At 67.0% G+C, this 17035-nt stretch carries 13 protein-coding genes; 7 read left to right on the top strand and 6 right to left on the bottom strand.

Annotated elements, in window-relative coordinates; genetic code table 11:
* The 3 genes from rsxC to rsxA form a co-directional block, all read right to left on the bottom strand.
* The coding region (gene rsxC, locus ISO4_RS10575; RefSeq protein WP_323745369.1) for an electron transport complex subunit RsxC at positions 1-1940 on the bottom strand (1940 nt) is incomplete at its 3' end.
* On the bottom strand, positions 1937-2521 hold the full coding sequence (gene rsxB / locus ISO4_RS10570) for an electron transport complex subunit RsxB (protein WP_142949110.1): 585 nt from the start codon (positions 2519-2521) through the stop codon (positions 1937-1939). The genes rsxC and rsxB, both read right to left, overlap by 4 nt.
* On the bottom strand, positions 2518-3102 hold the full coding sequence (rsxA, locus tag ISO4_RS10565) for an electron transport complex subunit RsxA (protein WP_142949109.1): 585 nt from the start codon (positions 3100-3102) through the stop codon (positions 2518-2520). The genes rsxB and rsxA overlap by 4 nt, the downstream gene beginning before the upstream one ends.
* 228 nt (positions 3103-3330) lie before the next feature.
* On the opposite strand from rsxA, the gene ISO4_RS10560 reads away from it, so the two are divergent.
* The gene (locus ISO4_RS10560) at positions 3331-3792 is read left to right on the top strand and encodes a Spy/CpxP family protein refolding chaperone (RefSeq protein WP_194856177.1); all 462 of its coding nucleotides are present in this window, start codon (positions 3331-3333) and stop codon (positions 3790-3792) included.
* A 167-nt stretch (positions 3793-3959) separates the two neighbouring features.
* Here the strand turns inward: ISO4_RS10560 and metG are convergent, their stop codons facing one another.
* Entirely contained in the window at positions 3960-5987 is a 2028-nt protein-coding gene (gene metG, locus ISO4_RS10555) for a methionine--tRNA ligase (protein ID WP_194856176.1), read from the bottom strand.
* Between the two features lie 73 nt (positions 5988-6060).
* Entirely contained in the window at positions 6061-8850 is a 2790-nt protein-coding gene (locus ISO4_RS10550) for a hybrid sensor histidine kinase/response regulator (protein ID WP_228548054.1), read from the bottom strand.
* A gap of 127 nt (positions 8851-8977) precedes the next feature.
* Between ISO4_RS10550 and ISO4_RS10545 the strand changes: the two genes are divergently transcribed.
* The 4 genes from ISO4_RS10545 (at position 8978) to ISO4_RS10530 (ending at position 12829) form a co-directional block, all read left to right on the top strand.
* Complete coding sequence (locus tag ISO4_RS10545; RefSeq protein WP_194856174.1) at positions 8978-10396, top strand: alkaline phosphatase D family protein; 1419 nt, start codon at positions 8978-8980, stop codon at positions 10394-10396.
* A gap of 271 nt (positions 10397-10667) precedes the next feature.
* Positions 10668-10979, top strand: coding sequence for a DUF2288 domain-containing protein (locus tag ISO4_RS10540; RefSeq protein ID WP_194856173.1), 312 nt, complete (start codon positions 10668-10670; stop codon positions 10977-10979).
* Between the two features lie 84 nt (positions 10980-11063).
* Positions 11064-12110, top strand: coding sequence for a PA0069 family radical SAM protein (locus ISO4_RS10535; protein ID WP_142949104.1), 1047 nt, complete (start codon positions 11064-11066; stop codon positions 12108-12110).
* A 77-nt stretch (positions 12111-12187) separates the two neighbouring features.
* Positions 12188-12829 (top strand): alpha/beta family hydrolase, encoded by a 642-nt coding sequence (locus tag ISO4_RS10530; protein WP_194856172.1) that lies wholly within the window; start codon positions 12188-12190, stop codon positions 12827-12829.
* Here ISO4_RS10530 and ISO4_RS10525 read toward each other — a convergent pair.
* Positions 12804-13277 carry a hotdog fold domain-containing protein gene (locus ISO4_RS10525; RefSeq protein ID WP_142949102.1) on the bottom strand — a complete coding sequence of 158 codons (474 nt, stop codon included), beginning with the start codon at positions 13275-13277 and terminating at the stop codon, positions 12804-12806. The two genes, ISO4_RS10530 and ISO4_RS10525, sit on opposite strands and share 26 nt — an antisense overlap.
* Positions 13278-13404: 127 nt before the next feature.
* On the opposite strand from ISO4_RS10525, the gene ISO4_RS10520 reads away from it, so the two are divergent.
* Positions 13405-16287: a DUF748 domain-containing protein gene (locus tag ISO4_RS10520; RefSeq protein WP_194856171.1), complete on the top strand. Its 2883-nt coding sequence runs from the start codon at positions 13405-13407 to the stop codon at positions 16285-16287.
* Positions 16287-17033, top strand: coding sequence for a spermidine synthase family protein (locus ISO4_RS10515; RefSeq protein ID WP_194856170.1), 747 nt, complete (start codon positions 16287-16289; stop codon positions 17031-17033). The genes ISO4_RS10520 and ISO4_RS10515 overlap by 1 nt, the downstream gene beginning before the upstream one ends.
* The last annotated feature ends 2 nt before the right edge of the window (positions 17034-17035 follow it).

Here is a 17035-nt window from a genome sequence, read left to right as displayed (position 1 = left end):
GCCGGTCCCTGGGCCGCCTTGGCGTCGCGCAACTCGGCTTTCAGGCGGTCCGCCTCCGCTTTCAGCTGGTCGGCCCGGGCGCGCAAGTCGGCGGCGTCGTCCGCTTCCTCGGCCTCGGCGGTCTTGGCGGCTTTCACCGCGGCCTTGTAGGCGCTGGAGGCTTCGCCCACCGCCTTCTTCAGGCCCGCCAGGGCGGAGGACCCGGCGGGCGCCGCGGGCGCCGCCGCCGGCGCCGCGGCCTTGGCGTCGCGCAGGGCCGCCTTGGCCCGGTCCGCTTCCGCCTTGAGGCTGTCCGCCCGGGCGCGCAGCTCGGCGGCGTTGTCCGCTTCCTGGGCTTCGGCGGTCTTGGCCGCTTTCACCGCCGCTTTGTAGGCGCTGGACGCCTGGCCCACTTCCTTCTTCAGCGCTGCCAGCTTTTCGTCGCCGGCGCCGCTGTCGGTCGCCGCTTCCTGCTTCTTGCGGTTGGCCTCCAGGCGGGCGCGGCGGCGGGCTTCCTTCTCCGCCTGTTCTCGCTCCAGCCGGGCCTGGCGGGCCTCGAAGCGCTCCCGGGCGCGGTCCGCCTTGATCTGCTCGGCGGTCTGGGTGCGGATTTCCCCCTTGGCGTAGCGGTAGTACTGCACCAGCGGAATATGGCTGGGGCACACATAGGCGCAGGCACCGCACTCGATGCAGTCCATCAGGTTGTGGTGCTGGGCGCGCTCGAAGTCGTCGGTCTTGGCGTACCAGTAGAGCTGTTGCGGCAGCAGGTTGGCCGGGCACACCTCGGCGCAGGCGCCGCAGCGGATGCACGCCTGCTCCGGCGGCGGTTCCGGCAGTTCCTCGGCGCTGGCGGCGATCACGCAGTTGCTGGTCTTGACCACCGGCACGGAGGGATCGTGCAGGGTAAAGCCCATCATCGGGCCGCCCATGACCAGACGGCCGAGCCGCTCCTTGTCCACGCCGGCGTGGTGCAGCAGGTCGGCCACCGGGGTGCCCAGCCACACTTCGTAGTTGCCGGGGCGCGCCACGGCGTCGCCGGTGACGGTGGTGATGCGCGACAGCAGCGGTTCGCCGTCGTGCACTGCCCGTTTTACCGCCCAGGCGGTGCCCACGTTCTGGCACACCACGCCGCACTGGGCGGGGATGCTGCCGCTGGGCACCTCCTTGCCGGTGAGCAGCTGGATCAGCTGTTTTTCGCCGCCGGAAGGGTATTTGGTGGGCACCACGCGGACTTCCACGTCGCTGTCGGCGCAGGCGGCGCGCAGGGCGGCGATGGCTTCGGGCTTGTTGTCCTCGATGCCGATCAGGGTGTCGTGGGGGTTGAGCAGGTACTGCAGAATCTGAATGCCGAGCACGATTTCGTCCGCCCGTTCGCGCATCAGGCGGTCGTCGGCGGTGATGTAGGGCTCGCACTCCACCGCGTTGATGATCAGCTGCTCGACGCGCTGATGGTCGCCCAGGTTCACCTTGACGCTGGTGGGGAAGCCGGCGCCGCCCAGGCCGGCGACCCCGGCGTCGCGCAGCAGGGCGATCAGCTTGCCCGGGCCCAGCCGGGTGTGGTCGGCCACCGGCCGGCGCTCCGCCCAGCGGTCCTCGCCGTCCGGCTCCAGCACGATACAGAGCGCGTCCATGCCGGAGGGGTGCTGAATCGGGCGTGGCCCCAGGGCCACCACGGTGCCGGAGGTGGGCGCGTGCAGGGCGGCGCTGACGGCGCCGGCGGGCTCGGCCAGCATCTGCCCCTTCAACACCCGGTCGCCCACCGCCACGATGGGCCGGGCCGGGGCGCCCAGGTGCATGTTCAGCGGCAGCACCAGCTGCGCCGGCCTCGGCCCCGGCGCGATCGGCGTCCGGTTGGACACGGTTTTGTGTTCGGCGGGGTGCACCCCGCCGGGGAAGTCATACACCGGCGCGCGGCGCGCACCGGGCAGCAGACGCTGGAACAGGGACAGGTTCGCTCTCACAGGTTCACCACCTCTATGCGCTGTTCCGGACGGCGGCCGATGCCGGCGGGCCGGTCCCAGGTCCAGGTGGCCAGGGTCACCGGGCGCTCGATCATGTCGATGCAGTCCACCGGACAGGGGTCCACGCACAGGTCGCAGCCGGTGCACTCGTCGGCGATCACCGTGTGCATCTGCTTGGCGGCGCCGACGATGGCGTCCACCGGGCAGGCCTGAATGCACTTGGTGCAGCCGATGCATTCGTCCTCGCGGATGTAGGCCACGCGCTCCACGCTGGCGTCCTCGGCGCCCTCGTTGTCCAGCGGCAGCACCTCGCGGCCGAGCAGGTCGGCGAGCGCTTCCACGGTGGTTTCGCCGCCGGGCGGGCAGCGGTTGTGCTCTTCGCCCTCGGCGATGGCCTCGGCGTAGGGGCGGCAGCCGGGGTGGCCGCACTGGCCGCACTGGGTTTGCGGCAGCAGGGCGTCGATCTGCTCGACGATGGGGTCGCCTTCCACTTTGAATTTCTCGGAGGCGTAGCCGAGCACGGCGCCGAACAGCGCCGCCAGCCCGAGCAGGGCGGCGATGGCGATCAGTACCGTGGTCATAACTTGATCAACCCGGAAAAGCCCATGAACGCCAGGGACATCAGCCCGGCGGTGATCAGACCGATGCTGGGGCCGCGAAAGGCCTCGGGCACATCGGCCACGGCGATCCGTTCACGCATGGCGGCGAACAGAATCAGTACCAGCGAGAAGCCCAGGGCGGCGCCCAGGCCGTAGGTCAGGGAACTCATAAAGGTGGCGTCGCTCTGACGCACATTGAGCAGCGCCACGCCCAGCACCGCGCAGTTGGAGGTGATCAGCGGCAGGAACACGCCCAGCACCCGGTACAGCAGCGGGCTGGCTTTCTTGACGAACATCTCGGTGAACTGCACCGCCACCGCGATCACCAGAATGAAGCTGATGGTGCGCAGGTACTCCAGCTCGAACGGCACCAGGATATAGGCCCAGGTGAGGTAGGCGAGCACCGATGACAGGGTCAGCACGAAGGTGGTCGCCAGCGACATGCCCATGGCGGTCTCCACCTTATTGGAGACGCCCATGAACGGGCACAGGCCTAGGAACTGCACCAGGACGAAGTTGTTCACCAGCACCGCGCTGATCAGGATGAGGAGGTATTCAGTCATCAATTAGGGTCGGTTCGCGCTTGGGAACGGCGAGTTTAGCAAAATTTTCCGTTTTCGAGGTGTCCGGCTGGACCCCGCGTCATGACTCGGCTGCACAGTGGTGACCTGGAAGTCAGGACCAGCGGTTCTCTGTCGCCCGGGGAACCGGGGGTGACGTTCGGTTGCCTGATCCGGTAGCGTGACCCGTTCACGACTTTAAACAGTCCACGAAACGTCTGGGAGATCTCTATGACGACCTTAAAGCAAGTGAGCCTGGCGGCCCTGTTGGCCCTCGGTCTCGGTGCCACCGCAACCGCTCAGCAAGCGGCCCCCGGCCAGCAGCGCGGCGATCAGGTGGACCAGCTGGATCGCATGGTCGATCTGAGCGACGACCAAAAGCAGGAACTGCGTGAGCTGATCAAGGATTCCGAAGGCAAGATCACGGAAATGCGCACCGAGGCGCAGCAGTTGCAGCAGGCCCTGAGCGACCAGATCGGTCCGGATTACGACGAAGGCGAAATCCGCGATAACGCGGAAGAGCTGGGCGAGCTGACCGGCGATGTGACCGCCGAGAGCGTGCTTCTGCAGGCCCGTATCCAGGACACGCTTACCGAAGAGCAGCGTGCCACCCTGGAAAAGCGTGCTCAGCAGCAGCGTGAGCAGATGCGCAAGATGCAGGAACAGATGCGTCAGCAGCAGGGCGGTCAGTAAACCCCCTGTCCGTTCGGCGCCCCGCGCGGGCGCCACGGAACCAAAAAAAACCGCGGCCAATCGGCCGCGGTTTTTTTATGCGAGCGCCTTTGGGATCCTGCCGGCCGGCAAAGCCGGCCTTTCGCTTGCAAGGCAAGCTCCCACCATTTTATGGCCCCGGCGAGGCCTCAGCGCACTTCCATGCCAGGCTCGGCGCCATCGTCCGGGCTGAGCAGAAAGATGTCGTCGCCACCGGGGCCGGCGGCCAGCACCATGCCTTCGGAGACGCCGAACTTCATCTTGCGCGGCGCCAGGTTGGCCACCAGCACCACCATGCGGCCTTCCAGGTCTTCCGGGCGGTATTTGCTTTTGATGCCGGCGAACACATTGCGCTCGCCCAGTTCGCCCACGTCCAGGGTCAGCTGCAGCAGTTTGTCGGCACCTTCCACCGGCGCCGCCTTGGCGATGCGGGCGGCGCGCAACTTGACCTTGAGGAAGTCGTCGATGGTGATGGTGTCGTCTTCCTCCTCGGGCGTGTCCTGGGCCGCCGCTTCCCCGGCGGAAGCCGCCGGGTTGGTGTCGCGGGAATCGGCCAGCATCGCTTCGATGTGCGCCATGTCCACCCGTGACAGCAGCGGCTTGAACTTGTTGATCGGGTGGTCGAGCAACAGGGTGCCGGCGTCCGCCCAGGTCAGCGGCGGAATATCCAGGAAGGCCTCGGCGCGTTCCGCCAGGCCCGGCAGCACCGGCTTCAGGTACAGCACCAGCAGCCGGAATACGTTCAGGGCGGTGGTGCAGATCGCCAGCACCTCCTGCTCCTTGCCGTCTTCCTTGGCCAGGCTCCAGGGCGCCTTGTCGGCGATGTAGCCGTTGGCGTGGTCGGCCAGGCTCATGATCTCGCGCATTGCCTTGCTGAATTCACGCTGTTCGTAGAAGGCGGCGATGCGGCCGGCGGCTTCCTGGGCTTCGCGGGCCAGCAAGGGGTTGTCCAGGTCGTCGCCGAGCCGGCCGCCGAATTTCTTGACGAAGTTGCCGGTGCGGCTGGCGATGTTGACCACCTTGCCGACCAGATCCGTGTTCACACGCTGGGCGAAGTCTTCCAGATTGAGGTCGAAATCATCCACCCGGCTGTTCAGCTTGGCGGCGAAGTAGTAGCGCAGATACTCCGGATCCAGATGATCCAGGTAGGTGCGCGCCATGATGAAGGTGCCCCGGGATTTGGACATCTTGGCGCCGTTCACGGTGACGAAGCCGTGGCTGAAGATGGCGGTGGGCTTGCGCAGGCCGGCGCCGTCGAGCATTGCCGGCCAGAACAGACCGTGGAAATTGATGATGTCCTTGCCGATAAAGTGATACAGCTCGGCGTCGGAATCCGCTTTCCAGTAGTCGTCGAAATTGATGCCCTCGCGCTCGCACAGATTCTGGAAGCTGGCCATGTAGCCCACCGGCGCGTCCATCCACACGTAGAAATACTTACCGGGATAGCCGGGGATTTCGAAGCCGAAGTAGGGCGCTTCCCGGGAGATGTCCCAGGGCTGCAGGTCTTCCATCCACTCCTGCAGCTTGTTGGCCACGCCTTCCTGCAGCGAGCCGGAGCGGGTCCATTCACGCAGCAGCGGCTCGAACTTGGGCAGGTCGAAGAACAGCTGGGTGGTTTCTTTCTCCACCGGCGTGGCGCCGCTCACCGCGGAGTAGGGGTCGATCAGCTCCGACGGCGAATAGGTGGCGCCGCAGGCCTCGCAGTTGTCGCCGTACTGGTCGGCGGTCTTGCACTTGGGGCAGGTGCCGCGCACGAACCGGTCGGCCAGGAACATGCCTTTTTCCGGGTCGTAGAGCTGGGTGATGGTCTTTTCCAGGATGTAGCCGGCGTCCTTGTTGCGCTGGAAAATCATCTCCGAGAGCGCTTTGTTCTCCGGGCTGTGGGTGCTGTAGTAATTGTCGAAGCGGATCTGGAAAGCGGCGAAGTCGCGCTCGTGCTCGGCTTTCACCTGCTCGATCTGCTGCTCCGGCGTGATGCCTTTCTCTTCCGCCTTGAGCATGATGGCGGTGCCGTGGGCGTCATCGGCGCAAACGTACAGGCACTGCTCGCCGCGCAGCTTCTGAAAGCGCACCCAGATGTCGGTCTGGATGTATTCCAGAAGGTGGCCCAGATGGATCGGGCCGTTGGCGTAGGGCAGGGCGCTGGTGACCAGTATCTTGCGGGGTGCTTCGCTCATGGAGAACTTCAACGTCGGCAGAAAAACGAACCGACATGATACTGGCCCGCGCCGGCCATTTCATCCGTCGCGATCAGTCGCCGCCGGCGGACAGCGCCCGGTTGCGCTGCAGCGCCTCCAACACCTGGGAGCGGGACACCGGCTTGCTGAGGTAATCGTCGACGCCGGCGTCGCGGGCCTTTTGCACGTAATCGCCGGCGGCGTGGGCGGACAGGGCTATGATCCAGCAGGGGTCCACGTCCCGGCTCTGCTCGAACAGACGGATCTCGCGGGTGGACTGGTAGCCGTCCATCACCGGCATTTCGCAATCCATGAAGATCACGTCCCAGTTGCCGGGGCGCTCGCTGACCCGGCGCAGGGCCTGGGCGCCGTCGTTGAGCAGCGTGGCGTGGATGCCGATGGAGCGCAGGATGCTGTCGATCACCAGCTGGTTGACGGCGTTGTCTTCCACCACCATCACGTTCAGACGGCGCAGGCCGGGATGCTCCGAGGCGCCGCTGGGGGCGCTGTCGGCGGGCTCGGCCTGGTCCAGGCGCTCCTGCAGCTGGGTGGAAAGCGTGTGCTTGAGCGCCCGCGAGGACACCGGCGTCTCCACCAGCAGCATGTCGCCGGGCAGCTCGCCGGTGATTTCCGCGCCGGTGGCCTGGAGAATCAGCAGGGGCGGGTCACCCAGCCGGTTGCGGATATGGATCAGTTCGCCGCGCCGGGCCAGGTTGGCCTCCGACGCCAGCAGAATGTCCGCCCGGAGGGTGTCCGCGCTGAGGCCCGCCAGGGCCTGCTCGCAGTCGGCGAACTCGATCACGCCGAGCCCCCAGCGGGCCATCAGCTGAGACAGGCTCAACGACAGCGAGGCGTTCTCGTTGATCATCATCACCTGGTGGCCGGCGAGCGGGTTTTTCTCGCGGCTGGGGGCGCCGACCCGGGTCGGCAGGGTGATCCAGAAGGTGGCGCCGCGCCCCAGTGAGCTGGACACGCCGATCTCCCCACCCAGCAACTCGGTGAGCCGTTTGCAGATGGTCAGGCCGAGCCCGGCCCCCTGCGACTTGTGGCGGCTGCCGCGGGCGCCCTGGCTGAACACCTGGAACAGGTTCTGCTGCTGGGCCTCGTCCAGGCCGATGCCGGTGTCGACCACTTCCAGCATCATCACGCACTGCCCCTGGTCGTCGGGGGGCTGGCGCACGCTCAGGTGCAAGGCCACCTGGCCCTGGTCGGTGAACTTGTAGGCGTTGCTGAGCAGGTTGGTGAGCACCTGTTTCACGCGGATCGGGTCGGTATGGATGCGCTGGGGCACGCGGGAATCGATGAAGGTGTAAAGCGGCACCCGGGTTTCCGACGCCCGCAGCGAGAACAGCCGCACGCAGTCGTCCACCAGGTGCTCCACGTCCACTTCCTGATACTCCAGCTCCAGCTTGCCGGATTCGATCCGTGAGTAATCCAGGATGTCGTTGATCACCGTCACCAGCGACTGGGTGGACTGGTAGATGGTGTCCACGTATTGCGCCTGCTGGCCGCTGAGCGTGGTGCGCCGCAGCAGGTCGGTCATGCCGATGATGCCGTTCATCGGCGTGCGGATTTCGTGGCTCATGGTGGCCAGGAACTCGCTTTTCGCCTGGTTGCGCGCGCCGGCCTTGAAGGCGTCCATCTCGGCCACCGCCTTGTCGCGCACGGACAGCGCATGGGCTTCCTTGAGGCGGTTGATGCGCCGGGCCAGCGCCAGTGACAGCAGCACCACCTCCAGGAACACGCCCACCTGCAGCAGGTTTTCGGTGAAGCCGTTGCGCGGCACGATGCCGTACTTGTTCAGCGACATGGCGGCGGCGCCGACCAGAAAGCACAGCCAGGCCAGGGTGAACACCCGCGCGTCCGGGTCGCCGGCCTGGGTGCGCAGCAGGCCGATCAGCAGAATGCTTAAATCCATCGCCAGGATCGCCAGCACCGCCACCGGAATCAGCAGCTCCCGGCTTACGAACGGCGCCGCCAGCAGCAGGGCCACGCCCAGGCCCACCAGGCCTCTGAGCAGCCGCGCCAGCGGGGGGGAGCGTTCCGGCAGGCCGAGAAAGTGCAAGGTGAACAGGGACGGCAGAATCACCAGCAGCGGCAGCAGGTAATGCAGAATGTACTGGCTGATCAGCGCCGAGCCGGGCCACAGATACTTCTGCGCATAGCCGTGCAGGACCGCCATGAACAGGGTGATCGCCAGCGACCAGCACACGTACAGCAGATAGGCCTTTTCCCGGATCGAGAAAAACAGCGACAGGTTGTAGAGAATCATCACCAGCATGCCGCCGAAGAACAAACCCTGAACCAGCGTGTGGGCCAGCGTGGCGGACTGGAACGCGGGGTTGCTCATCAACTCCAGAGGCAGTTGAATGCTGTGTGGGGACACCACCTTCAGATACAGCTCCCGCTGCTCGCCGGGGGGCAGGTTCAGTGGGAAAGAAGGCGTCGCTTCGGCGCTGGCCCGCTCGTTGAAGGCGCTGTCCATGCCGGCGCTGAAGTGCGCCAGGCGCTCGCCGTCGGAGGTTAGGACATAGGTGTCCAGCTGCCCCAGCAGGGCGTAGTTCACCACCAGGCGCCATTCGTTCTCGGCGTTGTCCTGGTTGCGCACGGTCAAATGGAACCAGCAGTGATCGGCGGTGAACCCCAGGTTGGCCATCTCGTTGCCGGTGGCCCGCCAGGGCCAGGCCTCGGGGTTGCCGAACAGCTGCTCCGGCGCCGGTGATTCGGCCGCCGGGCTACAAAAATAACGAACCGCCGGATACGGTTTCAGGGTTTCGGTTTGTGAGGTCAACACCGCGGCATCGTCGCCGCGGGCCGGGCCGGCGGCGGCGCCGAGCAGCAGGACCAGAGCGGCGAACCGCAAGGTGTGAGATACCGCATCTTGCAACAAAATAACCGCCACCCCGCTAAGTAATCTTTCTGGATGCTAGCAGTGCTTAAGAGGTGGCTCAATCAGTGACGTATCCGCGCTCTTTCGGGGGGAACACTAAATGCAGAGCAGGGTAAAGCCGTTTGTCGTCGGTCCGATCGTGGGCACCGCCGGTCAAACCAGCATTCGTATTCTCGGCGTGATGCCCGCCGGAACCTTGAAGGCCGGCCAGAAGGCGCCGCACGGTCGCATACGCTGGCGGCTGGAAGGCGAGACGCGCTGGCGCGGGCCGAGGCATTTCCGCATCAACGGTAACTTCGACAGCAGCGGCGTGGTGGTGCTGAAGGACCTGGAGCCGGGGCGGCGCTATCAGTTCCAGGCCGGCGCGGTGGCGTCGGCGGACAGCGAGGACAAGGCGCTGGATTGGGGTCACGTCAACACCGGCCACTTCCGCACCGCGCCGGCCTCGCCCCGGGCGCCGGTGAGCTTCCTGTTCGGCTCCTGCTGTTACCGCTTCGTGGGGCTCGACCATGAGGTGGAGGACGGCCGGGCCGACCGCATCTTCTCCCGCATGGCGGACAACGCCGCCGCCAGCCCCACGGATTTCGTCCTCTACGGCGGCGACCAGGTGTACGCCGATTCCACCTGGAAAGTGGCGGCGGCGTCCTCCCAGCGGGAGTATTTCGACCTCTACCGCCAGAGTTTCGGCCAGCCCAACATCCGCCGGCTGATGGCCAACTACAACCACCACATGATCCTCGACGACCACGAAATCGAGAACAACTGGCCGGCGCGCGCCAATCCGGATCTGTGGACCAGCAAATACCCGGCCGCCATGAAGGCCTACCAGATCTACCAGGCCTCGCACTCCCCGGCGGTGCCGCTGAACGCGGAAGGCACCCGCCTGGAGCGCGACCCGGACGCGCTCTGGTACCGCTTTCGCTGGGGCTGCGCGGACTTCTTCCTGATGGATCTGCGCACCGAGCGCGTGCTCAGCCGCTGGCCCTGGCAACGCAAGATCATGTCCCGGGCCCAGGAGGACGCGGTGGTGGCCTGGCTCGAGGACGAGCCGGACCGGGTCAAATGCCTGGTGTCCTCGGTGCCGCTGTTTCCCGAGCAGCGCTGGCCGTTCCGCGGGCAGGACAGCTGGGAAGGCTTCGCCGCCCAGCGCCAGCGGCTGGTGGACGCTATCCACGACAGCGGCTGTCGGCGATTACTGATGCTCAGCGGCGACGTGCACGCCTCCCTGTACGCCCGCCTGGACCGGCGCGGACGGAACCCGATACACGGCTGGATCTGCTCCGGCCTGTTCTGGCCCACCGCGTTGATGGCGTTCCGCTGGTACCGGCCGATGATCCGTGACGACCACACCCTGCGTGGCCTCTGGAAGCCGTCCCTGGGCCGGGTCACGGTGCCCGGCGAGGTCTACAGCCGGGACGCCTTCTCCCGTGTCAGCCTCGACGAAAACGGCGCCACCCTGGCGCTGTTCGACCGGGACGGCAACCCGGTTCCCGACATCGGTACCGAGATCAGGTGGTAATAACGTCGCCGACAATGAGCAAATCTCTTACACGGATTGACGGCGATGGATTATAGGTAAGAGCCGGCGGGGCTCTTATATTGGATCGGGCAAGGACGCGAAAGAACACGGACGTTCCTTTCGGTACAGACGCCCGTCCTCCCCAGGCGGGCGCTCTTTTTCCCTCTCTTCAGTTCCGCTCCCACAAGCGCTCCCTTGCGTTACGAACGTCGTGGGCGATAATGGCGCCGCCCGGTCGCCAGCCGCGCCGGGGCCACCAACAGGAGACGTCATGGCCGACCCCACCGACAGCGACATTCTCAGAGCCAAACTCAACCAGGAAACCGCCAAGGCGGACTGGAAAGAGCTGCAGCCGTTCTTTGCCCGCGGCCAGACCGTGGCCGTGGCCGGCGACCTGGACCTGATCGAAGTGGCCGTGGCGTTCGCCGAAGACCGGGCCGAGCAGCTCAAGCCGTGGCGTGACCAGGGCCGCGTGGGCGGCGTCACCGACGACCAGGCACGGGCCTGGTTCGAGTCCGACCAAGCGCTGTGGACCGTGGTCGTGATGCCCTGGGTGCTGGTGCAGCCGGTACGGCCCCACTGATTCACCCGGTTTACTAATCCGCTGTTGCGGTTCCCCGGTGGGCTGCCCATAATACTGTCCATATGATCAGTATTTGGAGGCAGCATGGCCACCAGCGCATCCAACCGCGGCACCCTCAGCCGGCACCCCGGCCGCTTTCAGGTCACCACCGTGGTCAGCGACGAGGCGGACACCGCCCGGCCCACCCGCTACCACCGGGAGCAGGCCAGGTCGATCATTACCCACAACCAGAGCCCGGACCTGCACTTCGACAGCAGCATCAACCCCTACCGGGGCTGTGAGCACGGCTGTATCTACTGTTTCGCCCGCCCCAACCACGCCTATGTGGACCTCTCTCCGGGGCAGGACTTCGAGGCCGAGATTTTCTGCAAGGACAACGCCGCCGAGGTGCTGCGCGACACCCTGCGCAAACCCGGCTATCGCTGTCGGCCGCTGGTGATCGGTACCGCCACCGATCCCTACCAGCCGGTGGAGCGCGAGCGGCTTATAACCCGGGAGATTCTGCAGGTGCTGGCGGAGTGCCGACATCCGTTCAGCCTGATCACCAAAAGCGCGCTGGTGCTGCGCGATCTGGATCTGATCGCGCCGATGGCCGTCGAGGGCCGGGCCTCGGTGGCGGTGTCGGTCACCACCCTGGACAACCGCCTCAAGAATCAGCTGGAGCCGCGTGCCAGCGGTGGCCGTGAGCGCCTGAAAACGGTGCGCGAGCTGGCCCGCGCCGGGGTGCCGGTGACCGTGCTGGTGGCGCCGTTGATTCCGTTTATCAACGATCAGGAATTGGAGGATATCGTCGAGCAGGTGGCGGCGGCCGGCGCCCGCAGTGCCGGCTATGTGGCCCTGCGCCTGCCCCATGAAGTGGGGCCGCTGTGGGAGGAATGGCTGCAGCGGCATTATCCGGAGCGGGCCGAACGGGTGATGTCGGCGCTGAAGGAAATGCACGGCGGCGCCAGCTACGACAGCCGCTGGCACCACCGGCAGCGCGGCCAGGGGCCGATGGCGGAACTGCTGGCGCGCCGTTTCCAGGTGGCCTGTCAGCGCCACGGCCTGGCGCCCCGGGAAAGTTTCACCCTGGACAGCAGCGCGTTCCGGCCGCCCGGCCTGGCCGGCCAGATGCACCTCTGGGAGGCCTGATAGCGCCCGCGTTTACAGGGGAGTCGGGATCGGCCACATTGTGGCTCCGGTTTAACCGCACAAAGGAATCAACGCCGATGCCGGAACTTCTCTGGAACCGCGCGCCAGCCACGCCCGTCGCCACCCTGGTGCTGGCCCACGGTGCCGGCGCGCCCATGGACAGCCCGTTCATGGCGACCATGGCGGGGCTGCTGGCGGAGCGCGGCATCGAGGTGGCGCGCTTTGAGTTCGCCTACATGGCCCGGCGCCGCGAAGAAGGCATCAAGGCGCCGCCGGATCGTGCCCCCCGGCTGATGGCGTGTTTCCAGGCGGTGCTGGACGAGGTGCGCCGGACGGCGCCGGGCCCGGTCTGGGTGGGCGGCAAGTCCATGGGCGGACGCATGGCGACCATGCTGGCGGCGGACCCGGACACCGCCCCGGACGGGTGCGTGGTGTTCGGCTACCCCTTCCATCCCCCCGGCAAACCGGAAAAGACGCGGCTGGATCATTTCCCGGCGCTGGCGGCGCCGGTACTGATTTGCCAGGGGGAGAGGGACCCGTTCGGCAAGCCCCCGGAAGTGGCCGGCTACAGCCTGCCGTCCCGGGTAACCTTGCACTGGGTGCCCGACGGCGATCACGATTTCACGCCGCGCAAACGCAGCGGCATCGACCCGCGGGCGAACCTGGCCGGCGCCGCCGACCGGGCCGCGGATTTTATTCGCGGGCGGGTTTCTCGGTGACCCACAGGTGGATCGTGCCTTCCACCACCACGGTGCCGTCGTCGCGGTACGCGGTCACCGTCACGGGCAACTCGGGGCCGTTTTCCCAGGCGCCCGGCGCGACCTCGGCGATGGCGGTGATGTCCGAGGTGGCCTTGGCGGTATAGCGAACGTCCATGCCTTTGGGAATCCAGCGCAGGTGCTTGGGAATCGACGCTTCCGCCAGCGCCCCCATGGCGGCTTCCATGGCGTTGCATATGGCGATCACGTGCACGGTGCCGATATGGTTCTCCACCGCCCTGCGCTTCTTGAAGGTGACCTTGCAGTAATCCGGACGCAGCTCCGCGATCAGCGGTTTGATGGTGCCGAAATAGGGCGCCTTGCGGCTGAACATGATGGAAAAAAGCCGGCGACCGCGGGGCAGTTTCGCCGCTTTTTGGTACATCTTGAGTAGATAGTTGTCGCTCATGGCGGCCTCCTTGGAAAAGGCTGAGTGTGAACCTTGCCGCCGCCGGCGCAATGGCCGCCGGGGCGACCTGTTCACGGCGTTAATGCTAGACTTTGCGCTTGCGCAATCGGCCAGAGGGAACGACGACATGGACACACCGATACAATGGTGGCGCTCGCGGGGATGGGGCGCCCGGATTCTGGCGATTCTGGCCCTGTTGTATGTGTTGTACGCGCTGACGGTGTTTTTGATTCTGCCCGGCTGGGCGCGTGGGGAGATCGAGCAGCGGTTATCCGGTCTGCTGGGGCGGGACGTGACCGTGGAAGAAGTGCGGCTCAACCCGCTGACGCTGTCGGCCACCGCGGAACGGTTCCGGATCGCGGATCCGGACACCGACTTCCTGGCCCGGTTTGACCGCCTGTACGTGAATACCTCCTTCTGGGCGTCGCTGTTCCACTGGCGCCCCTGGGTCAGCGGTGTGGACCTGGCCGGCCTGGAGGTCCGCCTGCGCCGGGGCGAGAACGGCACCCTCAACCTGGACGACATCGTCACCCGCCTGCGCGAAAGCGGCGAGGAGGACACCGCCGACGAGCCCCCGCCGGAAGACGAAGCCTCCGGTCCGCCCGCGTTCACCATCAGCCATCTGCGCCTGTCCGAAGGCCGCGTGACGCTGAACGACGTGTCCGGCAGCGAGCCCAGTTCCCTGACTCTGCCGGTGGCGTTCAGCATCGAGGACCTGACCACCCGGGGCGTGGGTGAAGAAGACAACCTTTACCAGATGCACGTCGAAGGCCCCGACGGCGGCACCCTGGATTGGCGCGGCCGCTTTGTGTTCGAGCCGCTGACCGTGGAAGGCCGCCTGCAAATGGACAAGGTGGACGTGGCCGCCTTCACCCGTTTGCTGGAGCCGCATTTTCCGTTCCAGGTGCCGTCCGGCATGCTCGGGCTGGCGGCGGATTACCGCTACGGCACCGGGGACGGCGAAGGCCTGACCGTGGACAACGGCCGTTTCCAGCTGGACCGGCTGCGTATTCTTCGCGACGGTAACGAGGCGCCCAGCTTCGAGGTGCCCACCCTCAAGGTGGACGGCGTCAGCCTGGATCTCACCAAGCGCCGTGTCAGCGTGCCGGAAGTGACCTTGACCGAGCCGGCGATGCGGGCGGTGCTGACCGGCGAAGGGCTGGACCTGGCCACGTTGTTTTTGCCGTCCGATCCGGACCGGGCCCGGGAGACCCGTGAAAAGGTGCGCGAGGAAGCGGACCAATCCGCCGAGCGGATCCGCGAAGGCGAGGCCTGGGCCGTCACCCTGGACCGGTTCAAGGTGGAGAACGGCAGCGTGGTGTTCCGCGACCAGACCCTGCCCGAGCCGGTTGAAGTAACGCTCAGTGAAGGGGCTCTCAACCTCACCGATTTCCGCGTCGAGGACAGCGTCCGCTGGCAGTGGGAGGGGAGCGCCGTGCTGGCGGAAAGCGGCCGCCTGTCGCACTCCGGCACCGGGCAGCTTGCGCCGCTGAAGGTGTCCGCGGATCTCGACCTTGAGGAGTTGCCGCTGACCACGCTGTCACCCTGGCTCGCCAACGCCGTGCCGTTGACCATCGAGCAGGGCCGCGCCGGCGGCGAGCTGGCGCTCACCGTGGCCGGCGATACGCCGGATATCACCGTCACCGGCCGTGCCAGCGTGGCGGACGCCGACATCCGCGAAAACGGCCGCGAGACCCTCAGCGTGGCGCGTTTGGCCGCCGACGGTTTGAGTGTCAAAACCGCCGACCGTCGCGTAACCGTGGACGGCCTGGCCGGCCGCGGCATTGATTTTCGCCATCTTCTCGACGAGCAGGGCCGCGGCTTGATGACGCGCCTGGCCGGCGACGATGACGGCGAGGACGACGGTCCGGCCTGGCGGGTGATGCTCGGGCGCGTGTCGGTGGAAGAGTCCCGGCTGGCGCACCGGGATAACACTCTGACCCCGGATTTCGACGTCACGCTGGAGCAGTGGAGCGGCGTCATGGAAAACTTCGACACCGGCTCCGGCCGCGCCCGGCTGGAGACCTCGGGGCGCGTAAACGGCCAGGCCCGCCTGCGCGCCCAGGGGGATCTGGCGGTGAGCCCGCTGTACCTGGACCTCACCGGGCAGCTGGACGGCTACGGCATGGAAACCCTGACCCCGTTCACCACCCGTTATCTGGGCTTCGGGGTCGAGCGCGGTCGTCTGGACGTGGACACCGAAGTGTCGATCGAGGACGGCCAGCTGGACAGCACCACCAAGATCGCCGCCGACAAGTTCTACCTGGGCGAACGGGTGGACAGCGAGCAGGCGCTGGACGCGCCGGTGAAGCTGGGCCTGTCGGTGCTGCGCGACAGCTCCGGCATGATCCGCCTGCCGGTGACCATCGCCGGTGATCTCAACGACCCGGGGTTCAGTGCCGGCGGCGTGGTGCTGCGGGTGATCCGCAATGTGCTGGTGAAAGCCGCCACCGCGCCGTTCTCCATGCTCGCCAGCCTCGCCGGCGGCGGCGACGACGACCTGCAATACCTGCCTTTCCGGGCCGGCGACGACCGGCCCACGGGGGAGACGCGCGATAAGGTGGCGCGCCTGGCGGACATTCTTAAGGACCGGGATAACCTGACGGTGATCCTCACCGGGCAGGCCGGTGACGACGACCGGCGCGCGCTCGGCGAAGCCGAGGTGGTCGACGACCTGGGCGGTGACTGGCCGGGCCTGGACACCGCGCTCACCGGCGAAGACTGGCGCGAACGTATCCTCGACACCTATGAGGACCGCCTGGACCGCGACCGGGACACCCTGGAAGGCGACAGCGACGCCGATCGCGCCCGGGAAGCCTGGCGGCGGATGCTGGAACAGGCGGCCGCCGAGGTGGACGACGAGACCCTTCTGGAGCTGGCCGGGGAGCGGGCCCGGCAGGCCCGTGACCGGCTGATCGAAGAGCACGGCCTGGCCGAGGACCAGGTGCGGCTGGGCGATCCCCGCGCCGACGGTGACGTGACCGGGGTGGGCCTGGGCGTCGACTCCTGATGGCGGTGGTCTGGCAGCGTCAGGAAGACGGTGTGCTGTATCAGGTACACCGCCGCGGCGACCGCATGCGCCTGTTCGCCAACGGTGTGCAGCACTCTGAGTTCCACCCCAAGCGGCTGGTCACCGGCAGCGTCTGGGACCTGCTCTGGTTGCCGGCGCTGCTCAGTGAGCCGCAGCGCTTCCGGCGGGTGCTGATTCTGGGGCTGGGCGGCGGCACCCTGCTGCCGCCGATACGCGAACTGCTGGCCCCGGACAAGCTGATCGCGGTGGAGCTGGACCCGCACCACCTGGCGGTGGCCCGCGAGGTGTTTTCGGTGGTGGGCGAGGGCGAGCAGACCGTGCTCGGCGACGCGGTGGCCTGGCTCAATGCCTACGACGGCGAGCCGTTCGATCTGATCATCGAAGATCTGTTCGCCCCGGATAACGAGGCGGTGAGCCGGGCGGTGCCCGCCGACCGGGCCTGGGTGCGGACCCTGGCCCGGCACGTCAGCGCACGCGGCACCCTGGTGATGAATTTCGGCGATTTCACCGAATACCGGCAAAGCCACGCCGCCGACCAGCACACCATGAAAGGCTGGAGCAGCCGCTTCCGGTTATCCTGCGGCGACTGCCACAACGCGGTGGTGGCCTTAACTCGCGACCCGGCGCGCAGCGTGCATCTGCGCCGCCGCCTGCAGCAGGACGCCCGGCTGGCGCCGCTGCTGCGCCGGGGGCGCCTGGATTACCACATTCGCCAGCTCGACTGAGC

It is taken from the genome of Alloalcanivorax venustensis ISO4, assembly GCF_015356855.1.
Classification (GTDB): domain Bacteria; phylum Pseudomonadota; class Gammaproteobacteria; order Pseudomonadales; family Alcanivoracaceae; genus Alloalcanivorax; species Alloalcanivorax venustensis.
The sequence above is the reverse complement of the archived record's forward strand: the minus strand, read 5'-3'. Positions and strand labels throughout refer to the sequence as shown.